The 19,053-nt window shown below is 67.5% G+C and carries 15 protein-coding genes and 2 pseudogenes; 11 read left to right on the top strand and 6 right to left on the bottom strand.

Annotated features, from left to right (window positions below; translation table 11 throughout):
- The first annotated feature begins 91 nt into the window (after positions 1-91).
- The 7 genes and pseudogenes from NGJ44_RS10850 to NGJ44_RS10820 all read left to right on the top strand — a co-directional run bounded on the left by NGJ44_RS10850 (position 92) and on the right by NGJ44_RS10820 (position 6,765).
- Positions 92-2,671: a TonB-dependent siderophore receptor gene (locus NGJ44_RS10850; protein WP_251863902.1), complete on the top strand. Its 2,580-nt coding sequence runs from the start codon at positions 92-94 to the stop codon at positions 2,669-2,671.
- Positions 2,672-2,724: 53 nt separating this feature from the next.
- Positions 2,725-2,988 (top strand): annotated as a pseudogene (locus NGJ44_RS10845) (iron uptake protein).
- 15 nt (positions 2,989-3,003) lie between these two features.
- Positions 3,004-4,688 (top strand): annotated as a pseudogene (locus NGJ44_RS10840) (PepSY domain-containing protein).
- Positions 4,681-4,992, top strand: coding sequence for a DUF3325 domain-containing protein (locus NGJ44_RS10835; protein WP_053246160.1), 312 nt, complete (start codon positions 4,681-4,683; stop codon positions 4,990-4,992). The pseudogene NGJ44_RS10840 and the gene NGJ44_RS10835 overlap by 8 nt, the downstream one beginning before the upstream one ends.
- 52 nt (positions 4,993-5,044) lie before the next feature.
- Complete coding sequence (locus tag NGJ44_RS10830) at positions 5,045-5,230, top strand: hypothetical protein (protein WP_053246159.1); 186 nt, start codon at positions 5,045-5,047, stop codon at positions 5,228-5,230.
- A gap of 334 nt (positions 5,231-5,564) precedes the next feature.
- A complete protein-coding gene (locus NGJ44_RS10825) occupies positions 5,565-5,972 on the top strand; it encodes a DUF2501 domain-containing protein (RefSeq protein ID WP_053246158.1) in 408 nt (135 codons plus the stop codon).
- A 142-nt stretch (positions 5,973-6,114) separates the two neighbouring features.
- The gene (locus tag NGJ44_RS10820) at positions 6,115-6,765 is read left to right on the top strand and encodes a DsbA family oxidoreductase (protein WP_251863901.1); all 651 of its coding nucleotides are present in this window, start codon (positions 6,115-6,117) and stop codon (positions 6,763-6,765) included.
- A gap of 48 nt (positions 6,766-6,813) precedes the next feature.
- Here the strand turns inward: NGJ44_RS10820 and NGJ44_RS10815 are convergent, their stop codons facing one another.
- The 6 genes from NGJ44_RS10815 to NGJ44_RS10790 all read right to left on the bottom strand — a co-directional run bounded on the left by NGJ44_RS10815 (position 6,814) and on the right by NGJ44_RS10790 (position 14,066).
- Positions 6,814-8,340 (bottom strand): dynamin family protein, encoded by a 1,527-nt coding sequence (locus NGJ44_RS10815; RefSeq protein ID WP_251863900.1) that lies wholly within the window; start codon positions 8,338-8,340, stop codon positions 6,814-6,816.
- On the bottom strand, positions 8,337-9,602 hold the full coding sequence (locus NGJ44_RS10810; protein WP_251863899.1) for a GTPase: 1,266 nt from the start codon (positions 9,600-9,602) through the stop codon (positions 8,337-8,339). Before NGJ44_RS10810 ends, NGJ44_RS10815 begins: the two co-directional genes overlap by 4 nt.
- A 17-nt stretch (positions 9,603-9,619) precedes the next feature.
- Complete coding sequence (locus tag NGJ44_RS10805) at positions 9,620-10,399, bottom strand: 1,6-dihydroxycyclohexa-2,4-diene-1-carboxylate dehydrogenase (RefSeq protein ID WP_053246251.1); 780 nt, start codon at positions 10,397-10,399, stop codon at positions 9,620-9,622.
- Positions 10,400-10,415: 16 nt separating this feature from the next.
- Positions 10,416-11,714 carry an MFS transporter gene (locus NGJ44_RS10800; protein WP_251863940.1) on the bottom strand — a complete coding sequence of 433 codons (1,299 nt, stop codon included), beginning with the start codon at positions 11,712-11,714 and terminating at the stop codon, positions 10,416-10,418.
- Positions 11,715-11,951: 237 nt separating this feature from the next.
- Positions 11,952-12,881, bottom strand: a complete 930-nt coding sequence (gene catA, locus NGJ44_RS10795; RefSeq protein ID WP_251863898.1) for a catechol 1,2-dioxygenase — start codon at positions 12,879-12,881, stop codon at positions 11,952-11,954.
- A 39-nt stretch (positions 12,882-12,920) separates the two neighbouring features.
- The gene (locus tag NGJ44_RS10790) at positions 12,921-14,066 is read right to left on the bottom strand and encodes a muconate/chloromuconate family cycloisomerase (protein ID WP_251863897.1); all 1,146 of its coding nucleotides are present in this window, start codon (positions 14,064-14,066) and stop codon (positions 12,921-12,923) included.
- A 304-nt stretch (positions 14,067-14,370) separates the two neighbouring features.
- Between NGJ44_RS10790 and NGJ44_RS10785 the strand changes: the two genes are divergently transcribed.
- The 4 genes from NGJ44_RS10785 to NGJ44_RS10770 are packed head-to-tail and all read left to right on the top strand — an operon-like array spanning position 14,371 to position 19,049.
- Entirely contained in the window at positions 14,371-15,507 is a 1,137-nt protein-coding gene (locus tag NGJ44_RS10785) for an NAD(P)/FAD-dependent oxidoreductase (protein WP_251863896.1), read from the top strand.
- A gap of 34 nt (positions 15,508-15,541) precedes the next feature.
- Positions 15,542-15,919, top strand: a complete 378-nt coding sequence (locus tag NGJ44_RS10780) for a RidA family protein (protein ID WP_053245361.1) — start codon at positions 15,542-15,544, stop codon at positions 15,917-15,919.
- Between the two features lie 48 nt (positions 15,920-15,967).
- Positions 15,968-17,428 carry a M81 family metallopeptidase gene (locus tag NGJ44_RS10775; protein WP_053245360.1) on the top strand — a complete coding sequence of 487 codons (1,461 nt, stop codon included), beginning with the start codon at positions 15,968-15,970 and terminating at the stop codon, positions 17,426-17,428.
- A 55-nt stretch (positions 17,429-17,483) separates the two neighbouring features.
- Complete coding sequence (locus NGJ44_RS10770; protein WP_053245363.1) at positions 17,484-19,049, top strand: ABC transporter substrate-binding protein; 1,566 nt, start codon at positions 17,484-17,486, stop codon at positions 19,047-19,049.
- Positions 19,050-19,053 lie beyond the last annotated feature (4 nt).

Raw genomic sequence — 19,053 nt, 5'->3', positions numbered from 1 at the left:
AATGAGAGCTTCTCAAACAGGACCCGCCCCGCTCCGGCCGGGCGCCTTATCGCTCTCATCGATAAACCGCGTCTGTGGAACCCCGTCCTTCATGTCTCGTCATCCCGCCGCTCGTGCCGCATGCCAGCCCGCCCATCCCTCGATTCGCCCGTCGCGGCGCCCGGGCGCCCCATTTCGTCTCGCGCCGGCAGCCCGCATCGCCCAATTGGCATTCGCCGCCGGCGCCCTGGCCGCGGCCGGCTGGCAGCCGGCCGCGCACGCGCAAGCCTCCGCCGCTTCCGCGGGCGCCGCGCGGACCGCGGAAGCGCCGCGGCGCTACGACATTCCGGCGGGACCATTGAGCTCGGTGCTGGCGCGCTTCGCCGGCGAATCGGGCGTCCTGGTGGCGGGGGCCGGCGAGCTCGCCCAGGACAAGCGCAGCCCCGGCGTATCCGGCGAACTGAGCGCGCAGGCGGCCTTGAACGCCTTGCTGGCCGGGACGGGACTGGCGGCCGAGCCAGGCACCGCTGGCGGGTTTGTGCTGCGGCGCATTCCCGGATCGTCCGCGAGCGGCGTGGCGACGCTGGAGCCTGTAACGGTCCGGGCCGACTCGTTGAACGTCACCGAGGGCAGCCACAGCTACGCCATGAATGGCCCCATCGCAAGCGCCACGGGCCTGCCCCTGACGCTGCGTGAAACGCCGCAAAGCGTGAGCGTCATGACCCGGCAACGAATTGAAGACGAAGGGATAGACAGCATCGAGACACTGCTGGACCGGACGCCGGGCATCTCCGTGCAGAACATCGGCGCCAGCCGCTTTTCAATACTCTCGCGCGGTTATGACATCGACAACTACCAGTTCGACGGCGTTCTTACCGCAACCGATATCGTGTCGCAGAACATCCCTCAGAGCCAGGCGGACCTGGCGATCTACGACCACGTGGAAGTGTTGCGCGGCGCGACCGGCCTGCTGACAGGCGCGGGCGATCCATCCGGGACCATCAACCTCGTGCGCAAGAAACCCACGCGCGAATTTCAAGGATATTTCAGCCTTAGCGGGGGCAGTTGGAGCCGTGGGCGGGGAGAACTGGATCTGGGCGGTCCGATCAATGAGGCCGGCACGTTGCGCGGACGTTTCGTGGCCGCGCATGAGCAGGGCGATACCCATATCGACTATTACAAGCAAAAGAAAACCGTGCTCTATGGCGTCCTGGAGGCCGACCTGACGCCGAACACGCTATTGACGGCGGGCCTGGATTACCAGAAGAACGATCCCCGCGGGCAATCCTCCACCGGACTGCCGCTGTTCTACAGCGATGGCAAGCAGACCGACTTCAGCGCTTCCGACAATGCCGCGGCGCGGTGGAATCGAAACGAGATCCAGGTTTACAACGCTTTCCTGAACCTGCAACATAAGTTTGCCAACGATTGGACGCTGAAATTCTCGGGAAATTACCTGCACGGCACGCGCGAATACTCCGCGGCAAACGCCAGCTGGGGGTTCCCCGACCGCGAAACTGGCGACGGCGTACGCTTCTATGGCGCGCTGGGCAGCGCCAGACAGGAACAGACCGGGTTCGACGTACAAATCGAGGGCCCGTTCGAACTATTGGGAAGAGAACATGAGTTCGTGCTCGGTTTCAATTGGGCCGAATTCAAGAATTTTCACGACCCCATGCGGGGAGCGGGCATCGAAGGAACCCGGGTCAATATTTGCGACTGGGGCAACGAGACTGCCGGCCCCAACGTAACGGGTGAAAAGCTCATGAACTACGACGGCTGGCAAAAACAGAACGGCGTCTATTCCGCGCTGCGCCTGAAACCCCGGGATGACCTGGCCATCATCATGGGGGCGCGGCTCAGCAATTACCGTTACCAGCTCTCCCAGATCTATGTCCCCGAAGCGTTGGCGAGAAACAACAAGATCACCAGAATGAGCGAGAGCGGTGTCGTCACCCCGTATGCCGGCATCGTTTATGACTTGAACGAAGTGCACTCGGTCTATGCCAGCTACACCAGCATCTTCAAGCCTCAGGGCTCTCGCGACCGCAATGGCGAGATACTCGATCCTCGTACCGGCGACAACTACGAAATCGGCCTGAAAAGCGAATTCTTCGGCGGACGCCTCAATAGCGCCATCGCGCTCTACCAGATTCGCCAGGACAATCTTGCCGAGGCCGATCCGGGCCAGACCGTGCCGGGCACCGTGAACGAGCCCGCCTATCGTGCGGTAAAGGGCGCAAAGACCTCGGGCCTGGATATCGAGTTCAACGGCGAGCTCGCGCCCGGCTGGCAGGCGGCGTTAAGTTACAGCTACAGCACCACCAAGAATGCCGCAGGTGAATCCATCCGCACCATCTTCCCGCGCCACATGGCCAAGCTCTGGACTACCTATCGCCTGCCCGGAGCCTGGAACCGCCTGACCGTGGGCGGCGGGCTGAATTGGCAGAGCCGTATCCATTACGCCGCGACGACCTGGGATTTGCCCGGCGTCACCCTGAACGGAGAGCAGGAATCCTACGTGGTGGCCAACCTGATGGCCCGTTACGACTTCAATCGCCAGCTTTCCGCCACCCTGAACGTCAATAACGTGTTCAACAAGAAATACCTGCAGGGCCTGGATACCACGTTCTACTCCGGCATCTATGCCCCTACCCGCAACGCGATGCTGACGTTGAAATATCAGTTCTGAGGAGAACCTCGATGCGAGATCCAGAGGGCTCAGCCAGGTATTGGATTCCAGGCATGCGCGTGGCCGCCGCGTTGCTCGGCGGCTACGCCTTCACCTGGGGGTTCATCTCCTTGGGCGTGGCCGGGCTGTTCGCCGCCGGCATGGAGTTCCATGATGCCGAGCACCTCAGCTACATCCTGGGCTTTCTGGTTTTTCTCGCGGTCTTCCTGTGGGCCTTCTCGGCGCGAGGGTTGGCGCGCGTCTGAACCATGCTGGCCGGCGGCGGCGCCTTGATGGCAGGCGCGGCTTCACTCGTGCAATACCTCACGCTCGCCTGAGCGCCGGAGCTGCCTATGTTTCAGAACTTTCGCCTCAGCATGGCCTGGCTGCATACATGGTTCGGACTGGTGCTGGGCTTCGTGCTGATGGTTGTGTTCTTCTTCGGCGCCTTGTCGGTGTTCGACCGCGAAATCGACCGCTGGGCCATTCCCTCCTCGCGCTTCGCGCCCCAGCCCATGCCGTCGTTCGACCAGATGCTCAAGCCGAACCTGGAGAGCATGCAACCCTCGGCCGACCGCCGCGAACGCATGCGCGACCAGGTGTACGGTCCGCTGCCCGACCGCTTCGATGTCCCGAAGCGTTGGGGATTCTATTCCACCCACCGTGACCCCGTGCTGGGTCTGTTTGTGGGTTACGAAGTGCCCAATGCGAAGAAGCCGGGCACGACGATCTGGGCGCGGCGCACCATCGACCCGCGCACGGGCGCCGGCTTGCCCGACGACCATCTCAAGATCGGCAGCAGCTTTTTCTATCCGCTGCACTACAGCCTGACCTGGTATTGGAAAGGCGTGGGCTATTGGATCGTGGGGCTGGCCGCCCTGGCGATGCTGGCGGCGCTGGTCAGCGGCGTGGTCATGCACCGTAAGCTGTTCCGCGAATTGTTCACCTTCCGGCCCCGCAAGAACACGCAACGCGGCCTGCTGGATCTGCACAACCTGACCGGCGTGGTTGCGCTGCCGTTCCATTTCTTCTTTGCCTTTACCGGGCTGGTGATCTTCGCCGGCATTTACTTTCCCGTCACGCATACCCAGCTCGAACCGCTGCATGAATTCAGCGAGCAGCGGGAAGCCGACGAAACGGGCCTGCCTCATGAACGGGCAGGGATCGCCGCGCCGCTGGCGTCGGTGGACTCCATGGTGGCCGAAGCCCGGCGCCGCTGGGCTTCGGCAGAGGCATGGCGGGCGAGGTGGGCTTTCTGGCCGTGCAGTTCCCCTATGATGCCAACGGCTATGTCAGCATCTACCGGGCCGGCACCGATCGCATCGCCCTGACTGGCGAAGGCGTGCATTTCAGGGCGGCGACCGGCGAAGTGCTGCGCGAGGATCCGAGCCCTTCCGCAGTGGACAGCGTGAATGAGTTTCTTACCGGCTTGCATTTGCAGCATTTCCGCCACTGGCTATTGCGATGGCTGTATGTGCTGGGTGGATTGGCGGGTTGCGCCTGTATTGCCACGGGCCTGCTGTTCTTCGTGGAAAAACGAAAAAAGCGGCATGCCGAGACGGGCAGCCGCGGTTGCCGCGTGGTCGATGCGATGGCGGTGACCGCAGTCACGGGCATGCTTGTCGCCACGCTGAGCATATTGATCGCCAACCGGCTGCTGCCCGAGACGCTGCCCGCGGGATGGCCCGAGCGCGGCGCCCTGGAACAGCATCTGTTCTGGGGAGCCTGGGCGCTTGCAATGGCGCACGCGTTCAGGCGATCCAGGTTCGTGGCCCAGGGAAGAACCAACCCGGCGTGGCGCGAGCAATGCCAGGCCATCTCCGTGCTGGCCCTGGCGGCCGTGTTGTTGAACTGGCTGAGCACTGGAGACCATCTATTGAAGACGGTGGGAGAGCGGTATTGGCCGGTGGCTGGCGTGGATATGTTCCTGCTGGCATCGGCGGCGACTGCCGCGCTGGTCGCGGCGAGGCTGAAGCGCCGCGCCAAGACTGAAGCCGGCGTGTCCTCGGAAAAGCGCAAGAGTGCCTCCCATGCCTGACGGGCTGATACTGCTGGCGGCCATCCTGTGCGCCGTGGCCGGCATGGGCTGGCTGGCCCTGGCGATGCCGGTCCACTGGGAGCAGGCCTGCGGCGACGCGCCGTGCCCGCCCCGGACCCGATCGGCCCTGCGCTGGCTGGGCGTCCTCGCCCTGTCCGTGTCGCTGGGGTTGTGCCTCGCGGCCGATCATGCGTCGATGGCGGCGCTGGTATGGGTAATGGTCCTGGCGGGATCGGCCCTTTCCGTCGCCTTTACGCTTGCATGGCGCGCGCGCTGGCTCGGCTTGCTGGCCGGGAAACCCTAGCCGGCACGGGACTTGCGCTACCCCGGGCGTCTTCGAAAGAGAGGAACGCCCCATGCCGACCACAGACGCCGTCCCGACCTCCCGCAACGTGCCGGAACCGCCGCAGGAGCGGCTGCGCCGGATCGACGCGGAGCGCCCCGGTTTCCCCGGCGAACTCCTCATCGTGTTCGGCGCGGGCGCCTGGCTGATGCTTGCCGGCATGCGCAGCGGCCTCGGCCTGTATTCAGCGAACTTCTAAAATACGGTATTCATTTTTATTTTATCTATATGATTTATATAAAGAAAAATTAAAATATGGATCCCCCCTCCGCCAGGAATTCGTCCAGGCAGGCCCTGGAAAACAAAACCCCGTAGAACCCGGCGTCCACGGGGTTTTTTCTTTTCGGCGCAGCGCCCGGAGGGCGCGGTTCGCATCCGGCTGCCTGCAACACCATGCGGCGCGGCAGCCGCAAGGGAGGCGCTGGCTGCCTCGCGGCCACGGCAAAGGTGCTTGCAATTCATGACGTCTGGTAGGCTGGCGTGACCTCGATATGAACTTATAGTGAGACTGCTTTTTTCAAAGGAGTCTTCCGATGCGCCTCTTCCGTCCTCTCTCTGTATCCTGCGCTGCCCTGCTGCTGACCGCCGGCGCGCACGCCCAATTGCTGGATGCCGTCAAGGGCGCCGTGGGCGGCGGCGCCATGCCGGCAGCGGTGCCGGACCTGGGCTCGGTCGGCACGGGCAACATCGCCGGCGTGCTCGGATACTGCGCGAAGAACAATTACCTGGGCGGCGATGCTTCCAGCGTCAAGGACAAACTGCTGGGCAAGCTGGGCGGAGACGAGAAAGCGCAAGCCGATCCTGGCTACCAGGAAGGACTGGGCGGTGTGCTGGGCGGCCAGAGCAGCCAGAAGCTCGACCTCAGCGGCGGCGGCCTCCAGGCCCAATTGAGGGAGAAGGTCTGCGACCAGGTGCTGGAATACGGGAAGTCGCTGCTCTGAACGCCGCGATGCCATGGGCCTGACGAAGGGCCCGGCGGGCGGGGGAGGCGGCAGATCGGGCCCGGCTTTCGCTTTCCGGCTATAACAGGAGCCTCGGGGCCTGGCCGCCTTCCAGGCTTTTTTGCCGCTCGGGGAGAACGCCATGGCCAAGATAAAGATCGATTTCGTGTCCGACGTTGCGTGCCCGTGGTGCGCGGTGGGCCTGGGCGGCTTGCTGGAAGCGTGGCGTCGGCTGGACGGCGCGGCCGAGATCGCGCTGCATTTCCGGCCGTTCGAGCTGAACCCCGACATGCCGCCGGGCGGACAGAACACCATCGAGCGCCTGATGCAGAAGTATGGCTATACGCGGGAGCGCGTCCAGGCGAACCGGCAGGTCATCGAGCAGCGCACCGCTGCCGTCGGCATGCCGATGCGCATGACCGACGAGAATCGTTCCTACAATACTTTCGACGCGCATCGCCTGATCCATTGGGCGGGCCTGCAGGGCCAGGAGCGGCAGATCGCGCTCAAGAAGCGGCTGCTGGAAACCTATCACCACGAGAACCTGGACACCCGCGACCCCGAGGTGCTGGCGCGGGCGGCCGGGGAGGCGGGGCTGGACGAAGCCGAGGCCCGCGAGGTGCTGGCCTCCGGGCGTTATGCGGAAGAGGTCCGGGCCGAGGAGGCCGAGTGGCGCAGTCGCGGCATTTCATCGGTCCCGTCTCTCGTCATCAATGACAAGTATCTTGTGTCGGGCGGGCAGCCTCCCGACGTGTACGAGCAGGTGCTGCGCCAGGTGGCGGCGGAAGGCTGATCGCCGGTCTGCCGGGGCGAGGGCGTCCGCGTCTTTCCTGGCGACGGATCAATCGGCAGCCGGCGCGTTTTCCGCCCGGGGCAAGGCTGCGCCTTCCTCGCGCAGGCGCCGGGCCAGTCCGGCCAGCCGGGTGAGGCCGGCCTCCAAAGCCGTGTCGAGCGCCTCCAGCGTTTCGAGGAATGCCCGGCTCTGCCCGTGGCATTGATCGAGGCTGTTTTTTTCCAGCCGCAGCAGGCTCGCGCGCAGGCCGGTCTTGACGTCGGAATAACGCTGCCAGGGATCGCAGCGGGCGGCGTGGCGGTCCAGAGGCGGATGGGGCAGGGCGGCGGGGATGTCGATCCGGTAGTCGGCCAGCGCCTCGGCGGCGACGGCGGCGTAGGCTTGCAGCGTCATGCGCGCCAGGCTGGCCGGCAAGTCGGCCGCCGGGTTGTCCAGCAGCGCCGGGAGGGCGGGCAGGATACGGCGCAGGCTGGCCTCGGCAAGCCGGGTCCGCTGGTCTTGTTGCCAGGCGAGCGCGGCCTGCGCCTGCCGGCGCAGGGCGTCCAGGCCCGGGCGGATGTCGCGCGCGATCGGGCCGGCGACGTTTTCCTGGAGGTAGTGCAGCAGCATCTCGGCCGGCTTGCGCTGCCTGTATGCCAGCATGGGCTGGATAAGGGCCCGCAGCGCGGCATAGAGCGCATCGAAGCCGGCTTCGGCCATGGCGGCGGGCGTCTGGGCCGAGGCCATGCGGACCGAAATGGAAACCGGCGTTTTCAGGAGCCCGGGGTCGGCGCCGAGTTCGGCCAGCTTGCCGCGGGCGCGGCTTTCCACGTCGGCCTGCTGCAGGTCGCGGTCCGCCGCCGATTTGTTGCACAGCGTTTTCCGGATTTCACCGTCGACTTCGTCTTCGTCGTAGCAGTCGCTGCGCGTGATGATGGGCAGCAGGGGTTTGCGGCGCAGCAGTTCGCGCCCGAGGTCGTCCAGTTCGCGGACCTGGCCGGGCGAGGATGAACCGGTGAGCCACAGCACGCCGTCGGCGCTGTCGAGGTAGCGCCGGGTGAGTGCGGCGTTGGCTTGTTCGCCGGAGTGCAGGCCGGGGGTGTCCAGCAATACCAGCCTGTCGCCCAGGCGCACGCCTTGCAGCCGCCGGGTGGTTTCGGTGGCGCCTTCCCGCAGGGGCGTTTCGCTGTCGCAAACGCCATCGGGGCCGACGTGGAAGAAGCGGACCTGCCGCCCGTGGGCCCTGTGGCGCTGCGCGAGGAAGTTGCACAGGGAGCTCTTGCCGGCATTGAACTTGCCGAACACCAGCAGCATGATCTGGCCGGCGCAGGACTCGGCTAGCTGGCGGGCGGGTTCGAGTTCGGCCAGCCCCGCCGTCCAGGTTCCCGCGAGGCGCCGCAGTCCGGCATCCAGGGCGCGGGCGGCCCGCGCCAGCGGCGCCTGGGCCTGCGGCCACGCGCTGTCCAGGCGATGGCCGGCGAGGGCGTGCTGAAACTGCGCGAGCCACTCGCGCAGGGCCTGCGTTGCGGCCCGGCTGTCCGGCCCGACGGCATCGGCGAGGTCGGTGCCGGCGATGAAGCGCGCTTCATCGTTCATGCCGTGTCCCGGGTATGCATGCCGCGCAGGGCAGGGGCGTGCAGGGCGTCGAGGGCTCGCCGCGTGGCGGCCTGCGCCGCGTCCAGTTCGGCGATCCGCGCGGCCAGCGCCTGCCGGTCGTCCGAAAGCTCATAGTAGTGCGTGAAATCCGCCTGCAAGCGCAAGCGGCCGGCCGGCTCGCAGAACATGCGGCGCAAGTCTTTGCGGAATTTGACCGACACGCCCAGCACCGCGGCCATGACGGAGTTCAGGCTGCGCGCGGGCGTCCGGCTGGCCCCGGGCATGCCGGCGACGCCATGGCCGGCCAGGTAGCTGTCGATGCCGATGCAGGCGCGGGAATAGCCGATCTGGAGCTTGTTGCGTTCGGCCTTGCCCGGGGTCAGCGCGTAGGCGTCCTGGGCGGAGTCGGGCGCGGCCGCGCGGTCGGGCCCCAGCGACGCGAGCAGGGCGGCGATGTCGGCGCCGGCCTTGTCGAGCACGGCGCGCAGGCCGCGGTCGAAGTCTTCTCGCTGCCGGCGCTGCGCGGCGTGCAGCGTTGCCGTTTCGTCGGCCTGCCGCGCCGCCAGCTCTTGCAGGCTGGCGCGCAGGCCGGCCCACAGCGCCGCGCCTTCGCGCGCACGCGCTCGCGGCACCTGGGCCAGGGCGGCCGCCAGCGCCTGGCGCAGCGCGGGAATGCCGCTGCGCTCGACCAGCAGGGGCTTGCCCTGCTCCAGTCCTTTGCGGTGGCGCACGGCCGACACGAGGTGCGGGCTGTGCGCCTGCGCGGCGACGGCATCTCGCACTGCCTGCAGTTCGGCCTCGTCGGCCAGTTGGTCGACCTGCGTCAGGACGACCAGGGTCTGGCGGTGCGTGCGGGCATCATCGTCCCGCAGGGCGGCAAGCAGTTCCCGTTCCTGCCGGTCCAGTTCGCCGGCCTTGGCCGCATGCACGAATAGGCGGATATCGGAAAGCAGCCACGCGGCGCGCCGCGCGTGGCCGTCGTCGTCGGCGCTGGCGTCCAGGCCGGGCGCATCGAGCCAGCGGACCCGCTGATGCACGATGTCGGCGAGCGCCACGGTTTCGCGCCGGTCGGCCACGGCGAAGACCTCCTGGCCGATCAGTTCGTTGAGCAGGCGGCTCTTGCCGTGGTTGTATTTGCCGATGACGGTGACGACGGGCCAGGAATCTTCGGCCAGCACGCCCAGCCGGGCCAGGTCGTCGGCCCGGCCGGGCAGCACGGCCGCTGCCGCGGCCAGCGTTGGGGCGGGCGCGTCCGGTTGCATGGGGGCTCCGGCGCGGCTCAGCCCACGTGGCCGCCGGCCACGAACATCACCTGGCCGGTGATGTAGGACGCCTCGGGGGCGGCCAGGAAGCAGATGGCGGCGGCGACTTCGTCCACGGTGCCCAGGCGGTGCATGGGCGTGCCGTCGAGGCAATCGGAATACATCTCGCGCGACCAGGCCAGGTCCTGTTCGGAAGGCGGCTCGGTGTTGCGCGGAATGGCCCTGGTGCCGTTGTCGAGGGCGCCGGGCGAGACGCAGTTCACGCGCACGCCGCTGCCGGCCAGCTCCAGGGCCATGCAGACCGTCGCGGCATGCACGCCGCCCTTGGAGGCGGAGTAGGGCACGCGATAGATGCCGCGCGTGGCGTTGGAGCCGACGTTGACGATGGCGCCGCGCCCCTGCTTGCGCATGACGGGGATGACTTCGCGGCAGGACCACAGCGTGGGCCACAGCGAGCGGTTCACCTCGCGCTGCATCTGTTCGGGTGTGTACTCCCAGAAGGGTTTCATCCAGATGGTGCCGCCGACGTTGTGCACCGATACGTCGATGCGGCCATGGGTATCCATGGCGTACTGCACCATGCGCTGGGCGCCCGCGTGCGTTTCCAGGTCGGCGTCGATGAAGGAGGCCTGTCCGCCTTGCGCGCGGATCTGCTCCGCCACCGACCGGCCCTGCTCGATGGCGCGGTCCACCAGCACGAGGGTGGCGCCCTCGGCCGCCAGGCGCAGGGCGGTGGCGCGACCCACTCCCTGCGCCGCGCCGGTGACGAGGGCGATCTGGTTTTCGTAGCGGTTCATTCCGGTTTTCCTGGTTTCAGTGTGCACGGGAAAGGTCGGCGGGCAGCGGCTGCGAGGACTTGGTGTCCACGGCCAGCACGCCCAGCAGCGCGCCCAGCAGCGGGACGGCCAGCACCATGAAGAAGCCCGACGGGCCCAGCCATGCGAGGAAGCTGCCGCCGATGGCCGAGCCGATGATGGCGCCGGCGCGGCCGATGCCGATGGACCAGCCGGTGGCGGTGGCGCGCAGCGCCGTGGGATAAGCGCCGATGATCAGGTAGTTCAGCGCCAGCTGCTGGCCGCCTACGCCCAGGCCGGCCGCGCCGACGAGGATGAAGACCAGCGTCCAGTCCGTTCCCGCGTAGCCCAGGCCCAGCGCGACGGCGATGCCCAGGGCGAACATGGCGATCAGCAGCGAGCGGGTCGGCACGCGCGGCATCAGGTACGACAGCGGGATGGCGCAGATGATGAACACCAGGTTGACGGTGAAGGTGCCCATGGGCGCCTGGTCGGCCGGCAGGCCGGCCGTCTTGAGCACCGTGGGCAGCCACGACAGCAGCATGAACCAGGCCACCCAGTTCAGCAGGTAGACCGTCCAGATGGCCAGGGTCTTGCGGGCGTAGCCTGCGGAGAACAGAGCCTTGACGCTGCCGCGGGCACGGGCTTCCTCGGGCACCGAGAAGCGGGCGCCGGCGGGCAGCGGACGCGAGACTATCCTGCCGAGGATCCTGGCCACGTAGTCCTGGCCGGCGGCGCTGCCGCGCATGGCCTTGAACTGCAGCGACTCGGGCAGCAGCACGGCCAGCGCCAGCAGCAGGGCGAGCGGTGCCACGCCGCCGACGACGAAAATGCCCTGCCAGCCGATGACCGGCAGCATCCGGCTCGCCAGCAGCCCGCCCAGCATGGCGCCCGCCGGCAGGCCGAGCAGTACGCCCGTGATGACCATGCCGCGCAGGCGGGCGGGCGTGTACTCGGCGGCCAGCGCCAGCACGATGGGCGTGCATCCGCCCATGCCCAGGCCCGCGATGAAGCGCAGCACGAGAATATGCCAGGTCGCCGTCGCGCCCGCTGTCAGCAGCGTGGCGATGCCGAAGACGGCCGTGCCTATCATGGCGGCGGGCCGGCGGCCGATGCGGTCGCCGACCGGGCCGAGCAGCATCGCGCCCACGGTCATGCCGACGATGCCGGTCGTCAGAATGGGCGCAAGCTCAGTGGATTGCAGCTTGAAGGCGGCCAGGATGGCGGGGCCGGTAAAGGCCATGGCCTGTGTGTCGAAACCGTCGAAAAGCGCGATCAGAAAGCAGAGTATGAGGACGCGCCATTGAAAGGCGCCCATGCGTTCCTGGTCGATCAGGCTGGGTATGGAAAGACTGGCTGTCACGGTTGTCTCCTCGTGCGGGTCGCAGCGAGCGATGGGGTTCGTTGTCGTATCGCCGCGCGGCCGTGCGCGCGGCGGTGATTCGCGTGAATGGGATGGCGGGCGCGTGCGAGGCCGCGCACGGCCGGGATACTGCGGCAATTCACGATGGGCGGGAGGGCGCGGCGCCGTTTGCCCGGGCGGCGCCGGCGGCTGTCATGCCGAGGCGCGCAGGCGGTGGACGACCTGGTTGTCCTTGCCCTGCACCAGGCCGGTCAGCGCGAAGTCGAACTCGATTTCCTTGTACGAGTCCTCCTTCAGGCCCAGCGCCGAGCCGCCGGTCTTTTCCACGACCGGCGGGATCAGTTCTTCGCGCGTGGCGTAGGCGAAGTCGTCCCAGATGAGGGGATCGCCCTCGATGTTGAATTGCGTGGTCAGCTTGCGGTGCCCGTCGGCGGTGACGAAGAAGTGCACGTGGGCCGGGCGGTTGCCGTGGCGGCCGAGCGCGTTCAGCAGCTGCTGCGTCGCGCCTTGGGGCGGACAGCCGTAGCCCACCGGCATCAGGGTGCGGAATTCGTACCGGCCGTCGGGGCCGGTCTTGACGGCGCCGCGCAGATTGAATGCCGTCTGCGCGCCGGTGGGGTCGAAATGCGAGTAAAAGCCCTTGGAGTTGGCGTGCCAGCATTCGACGACGGCGCCTTGCAGCGGCTTGCCTGCCGTGTCGGTGACCACGCCCCGGATGACCAGCGGGCCCGCGCCGGGATCGGGGTCGATGTCCATGCGGGAGACGCCTTCGCGCAGCGGGGCGCCGGCCACGTAGAGCGGGCCTTCGATGGTGCGCGGCGTGCCGCCCGCGATGCCGGCCAGCCGGTCGGCATGGTCCATGCGGATGTCCAGGTATTTTTCCAGGCCCAGGCCGGCGGCCAGCAGGGCGGCTTCGCCGTCGCGGCCCAGCTGGTTGAGGTAATTCACGCCGGCCCATACTTCGTCGGGCGTGATGTCCAGGTCGTCGATGGCCTTGAACAGATCGCTCAGCAGGCGATGCAGGATCTGCTTGAAGCGGGCGTTGCCGTCCGCGGCGGCGAGGTTCGTCGCCGCCGTCAGCAGGTCCTGGACTTCTTTCGTATCGAACACCTTGGGGTTCATGGTCTTGTCTCCGGTAGGTTTATCGGTCGGGCGCCGGGCTCAATCCCGGGCGGTGGTGGCCTTGGTCAGCCCGGGCCGCGTGAAACGCTTGATCCTGGCTTCGTCCAGCTCGATGCCCAGGCCGGGGCCGCTGGGAACGGTCAGGGCGAAATCGCTGTAATCCAGCGGGCGGGCCAGAATGTCTTCGGTGATGAGAAGCGGGCCGAACAGTTCGGTGCCCCATTGCAGCTCGGCGAAACCGGCGAACAGATGGGCCGAGGCGATGGTGCTCACCGCCCCTTCCAGCATGGTGCCGCCGTAGAGTTCGATGCCGGCCGCGTCGGCGATGGCGGCGACGCGCTGGGCCGCGAAGAGCCCGCCGTTCTGCTCGATCTTGATGGCGAATACGTCGGCGCCGTGGCCGCGGGCGATCTCGAAAGCGCTTTCGGGGCCCGTCAGCACTTCATCGGCCATCAAGGCCACCGGAAAGCGGCGCATCAGCCGCGCCAGCGCGGCGGCGCCGGCCACCGGCTGCTCGACCAGCTCGCAGCCCGCGTCGGCCAGGGCAGGGATGGCCCAGGCTGCCTGGGTTTCGCTCCACGCCATGTTGACGTCGACCCGCACCGCGCCGCGGTCGCCCAGCGCCTTCTTGATCGCGGCGACGTGAGCGATGTCGGCTTCCGGGGCGCGGGCGCCGATCTTCAGCTTGAAGATGCGGTGGCGGCGGGCCTCGAGCATCTGCTCGGCTTCGGCGATGTCGCGTGCCGTATCGCCCGAGGCCAGCGTCCACGCGACGGGCAGCCGGTCGCGGCGCCGGCCGCCCAGCAGTTCGCTGACGGGCACGCCCAGGCGCTTGCCGTGCGCATCCAGCAGGGCCGTCTCCAGCGCGCTTTTGGCGAAATGATTGACCTTGACCAGCTTGCCCAGGTAATCCATCAGCGCCTGGATGCGGCAGGCATCCCGGCCGATCATGGCGGGCGCGAAGTAGGCGTCGATCGCCAGCTTCATGGCTTCAGGGCTTTCCGGGCCGTAGGCCATGCCGGCAATCGTGGTGCCCTCGCCGACGCCGACCACGCCGTCGCTGCAGAACACTTTCACCAGCATCAGCGTCTGGCCGTGCATCGTCGCGACGGACAATTTGTGCGGCCTGATCGTCGGAAGATCGATCAGGGAGGTTTCGATGCGTTCGATGGTTGCTGCGGACATGTCTCAAGCGGCGAAGTGGAAGGTTGCTGCCTGCATTTATAGGGTTGCCGCGATTCCAGCGTCCAATACTTTATGGGTTGCATTCATACCTGAAAGGTATGAGTTGGAAAGAGAGCCGCATTGGGAAGAGGTGAAAAAATCCATACTTTTCATGCATTTTCGGCCGTGGAGCCGAAGCCGGACGCCACGCCGCCGGGCCCGCGCGGCGCAGTGCGGTCAGTAGAACTCCCTATTACCCGGGTTGGCGCGATTGTTTATCGTATTCGAGAATTATCAAATAATAGAATTCTCGCATCGGATAAAAATGAGCAGCGACCCGCTATTCGACTACGCGGTGATCGGCGCCGGCATCGCCGGCGCCTCGGCGGCCTACCGCCTGAGCGAACACGCCGCCGTGGCGGTGCTGGAGCGCGAGGCGCAGCCCGGCTACCACGCCACCGGCCGGTCGGCCGCGATGTTCATGGAAACCTATGGCACACCGCAGATCCGCGCGCTGACGCGGGCCAGCCGGCGTTTCTACGAGCACCCGCCCCACGGTTTCACGGAGCATCCGCTGCTGTATCCGCGCGGCGTGCTCTATGTGGCCACGACCGAGCAGCGCGGCCTGCTGGACGAGACGTATGAAGAATTCTCCCGGCAGTCGGCCAATGTGCGCCTGGTCGAGCCGCGGGAGGCGGCCCGGCGCGTGCCCTGCCTGCGGGCCGGCCGCCTGTGCGGCGCGCTGGAAGAGCCCGATGCCCGGGATATCGACGTGCATGCCCTGCATCAGGGCTTTCTGCGCGGCATGCGGGAGCGGGGCGCCGTGTTGCGCAATGGCGCGGGGCTGACCGCGGCCCGGCGCGACGGCGGCGTCTGGACGCTTGCGCTTTCCGACGGCGCCGTGGTGCGGGCCCGCGCCGTGGTCAATGCCGCCGGCGCCTGGGCCGACCACGTGGCCTCGGTGTGCGGCGCGGCGCCCGTGGGCCTGCAGCCGCGCCGCCGCACCGCCTTTACCTTCAGCGGTCCGGCCGATGTGGATTTTTCGGATTGGCCCGCCGTGGTGGGGGTGGACGAGAGTTTCTATTTCAAGCCCGATGCGGGGCAGCTGCTGGGTTCCCCGGCCAACGCCGATCCGGTGGAGCCGCACGACGTCGTGCCCGAGGAGCTGGACGTCGCAACCGGCATTTATCGCATCGAGGAAGCGACCTCGCTGAGCATACGCCGTCCCCGGCATGCCTGGGCGGGCCTGCGCTCGTTCGTGCGCGACGGCGATTTCGTGGTGGGGTGGGACGAGCGGGCCGACGGCTTCTTCTGGCTGGCCGCGCAAGGCGGCTACGGTATCCAGACCGCCGCGGCCACGTCCGAGCTGGCCGCCGCGCTGGCCGCGGGCCGGCCCTTGCCGGCCTGGATGCGGGAGCATGGCGTGGATGCCGACGCCCTGCGGCCGGGCCGGCTACGCTGAGATTTTCTTTATCGACAGATATCGCGAGAGAGCCATGAGCGCCATTACCCGTTATCCCGGTTCCCTGCCGCTGCCGTTCTCGCGCGCCACGCGCGCCGGCGGATTTCTGTTCCTGTCGGGCCAGATTCCGATGGATGCCGACGGCCAGGTGGTGCGCGGCGCCATCGGCGAGCAGACCCACGCGGCCATCGCGCGCATCAAGGAAACCCTGGCCCTGGCCGGAGCCGGCCTGGACGATGTGGTGCGCGTGACGGTCTGGCTGTCGGACCTGGCGCTGTTCGCCGATTTCAACGAGGCGTATCGCAGCCATTTCACGCAGGATTTTCCGTCGCGCTCCACCGTGCAGGCCCGGCTGGCCATGGACGTGGACGTGGAAATCGAAGTCCAGGCCTGGGTGGGCGGCCAAGCCTAGATCCTGCGCGCGGCGCGCGCTTGTGCAGCATTCCATTGGAGGGGCGGCATGAAAATTTTCTCCGGGTCGCTGGCGACCGAAACCAATACGTTTTCTCCCATCCCGACCGGGCTGGCGGCCTACAAGGCGCGCGGCTATTTTCCGGCCGGGCAGCATCCCGACCGGATGCAGATGTTTTCCGGCCCGCTGTGGGCGGCGCGCCAGCGCGCCCAGGGCAAGGACTGGCAGCTGATCGAGGGCATGGTGGCCGGCGCGATGCCGGCGGGCCCGACCACGCGCCATGCCTACGAGACGCTGCGCGAAGAGCTGCTGAACGACTTGCGCCGCGCCGGCCCCGTGGATATCGCGCTGTTCGGGCTGCATGGCGCCATGGTGGCCGACGGCTATGACGATTGCGAGGGCGACCTGCTGCGCCGCGCGCGCGAGATCGTCGGTCCGGACACCGTCATCGGCGCCGAGCTGGATCCGCATTGCCACCTGACCGACGCGATGGTCGAGGCGGCCGATTTCCTGGTCTGTTTCAAGGAATACCCGCACACCGACATCCTGGACCGGGCCTACGACCTGGTGGACCTGTGCGTGGCCAAGGCGGAAGGCCGCATCCGGCCCGCGCACGCCGTGTTCGATTGCCAGATGATTTCCATCATGCACACCAGCCGCGAGCCCATGCGCGGCTTTGTCGACCGCCTGCTGGCCATGGAGGGCAGGGACGGCGTGCTGTCGGTGTCGATCGCCCACGGCTTTCCCTGGGGAGACACGCCCGACATGGGCGCCAAGGTGCTCGTGTACACCGACGGCGACGCCGCCCGGGCCGCAAGCCTGGCGCGCTCACTGGGCGAGGAGATCATCGGTTTCCGCGACCGGCTCGCGCCGCCGTACCCCGCCGTCGACGCCGCGCTGGACCAGGCGCTGGCCCATGGCGGATTTCCGGTGGTGCTGGCCGATTCGGCGGACAACGCCGGCGGCGGCGCGCCCAGCGATTCGACCTTCATCTTGGAGCGCGTGCTGGCGCGCGGCATCGAGGACGTGGCCATCGGGCCGTTCTGGGACCCGGTGGCCGTGCAATTGTGCTTCGAGGCCGGCGAGGGCGCGCGGGTGCAGTTGCGCGTCGGCGGCAAGGTCGCGCCGGTGTCGGGCCTGCCGCTGGACCTGGATGTCGAGGTGCTCGCGCTCAAGCGCGACGCCGAGATGACGGGCCTGGCCGGCACGCCGGCGGCGCTGGGAGATACGGCGCTGCTGCGCACGCGGGGCGTGACCCTGGTGCTCACCAGCTATCGGGTCCAGGCCATGGGCACCGATCTCTTCACGCAGTTCGGCGTGGACCTGGGCGCCATGCGCCTCATCGTCGTGAAGTCCTCGCAGCATTTCTATGCCGCTTATTCCAAGGTCGGCAAGCACGTGATCTACGTGGAGACGCCAGGGGCCATCACGCAGGACTACAACGCCTTGCCCTATCGCAAGGTCCGGTTGCCGAAGTGGCCGCTCGCGGCCGGCTCCGCCGCGGCCTGACGCGAACGGGCTCGACACAGGGCGCGCACAACGCGCTTTTCACAAGGGGATGACCATGATTCGACGTTTCAGCCTGCTCGCGGCGGCGGCGCTCCTGGCGGCGAGTTCGGGGGCCATGGCGCAGGGCAAGACCTTGCGGCTGGTGCCGCACGCCGACCTGAAGACGCTGGACCCGCTTTTCAATACCGCCTATATCACGCGCAACCACGGCTATATGGTGTTCGACATGCTGTTCGCCCAGGACAGCAAGGGACAGCCCCGGCCGCAGATGGTCGATACCTGGAAAGTGTCGGAAGACGGCAGGCAGTGGCGCTTCACGCTGCGCCCGGGCCTGAAGTTCAGCGACGGCGCGCCGGTGACCGCCGAGGATTGCGTCGCCTCCCTCCAGCGCTGGGCCAAGAAGGACACCCTGGGCCAGGCGATGATGGCGGCGGGCGCGCAACTGGCCGCCACGGGCGCCGACAGTTTCACGCTGACACTGAAGGAGCCCTTCGGCCTGGTGCTGGAGGCCCTGTCCAAGCCTTCGGGCCTGCCGCCCTTCATCATGCCCAAGCGGCTGGCCGCCACCGACCCGAATACCCCCGTGACCGAGATGGTGGGCTCGGGGCCCTTTCTCTTCAAGCGCGACGAATGGGTGCCGGGCAACAAGGTGGTCTATGTGAAGAATCCCGCCTACGCGCCGCGCAAGGAGCCGGCCGACGGGCTGGCCGGCGGCAAGAACGTGAAGGTCGACCGCGTGGAGTGGGTCTACATTCCCGACGGCAACACCGCGACCGCCGCGCTCATGAACGGCGAGGTGGACATGCTTGAGCAGGTGGCGCCGGACTTCCTGCCGGTGCTGGAGTCCAACAGCGACATCAAGCTGGGAACCTCGGTGGCCTCGCAAGGCATGGTGGTCATCAACGCGCTGTATCCGCCCTTCAACGACGCGCGGGCGCGCCAGGCGATCTACTACGTGATCTCGCAGAAGCAGATGATCGCCGCCATGGGCTATTCCGAGAAGTACCGCGAAGACTACTGCCCCACGCTCTACATCTGCGGATCGCCCCTGGCGACCGACGCGGGAGCGGCGCCCTACGCCAGGCAGGACTTCGCGCGCGCCAGACAGTTGCTGCAGGAAGCCGGCTACAAGGGCGAGAAGGTGGTGCTGCTCTACCCCTCCGACCACCTGAGCGCGCCGGCCGTCATGGTGCTGTCGCAGAACCTGAAGAAGGCCGGCGTGAACGTGGACCTGCAATCCATGGACTGGGCTTCGCTCGCCGCGCGCCGCCTGAAAAAAGATCCGCCCGCGCAAGGCGGCTGGAACCTCTTCCTGACCTGGGGCGGCTATTACGACGCCAGCACGCCGGTGACCAACCCCTGGCTGTCGGCCGCCTGCGGCAACAGCCTGCCGGGCTGGCCCTGCGACAAGGAAATGGACGAGCTGCGCACCGCCTGGATACGCGAAACCGACGCCGCCAGGCGCAAGGAGCTCGCCACCCGGCTGCAGGAGCGCGCCTACCAGACCGTGCCCTATGCGATGTGGGGCGAGTTCAAGCCGGTATCGGCCACGCGCGGGCTGTCGCACACCGAGCTGCTCAAGACCGGCATTCCGGTCATGTGGAACATCGAGAAGCCGTAAGGCG

This window comes from Achromobacter sp. Marseille-Q4962, from assembly GCF_943737005.1.
In the GTDB taxonomy this organism is placed as follows: domain Bacteria; phylum Pseudomonadota; class Gammaproteobacteria; order Burkholderiales; family Burkholderiaceae_B; genus Achromobacter.
The sequence above is the reverse complement of the archived record's forward strand: the minus strand, read 5'-3'. Positions and strand labels throughout refer to the sequence as shown.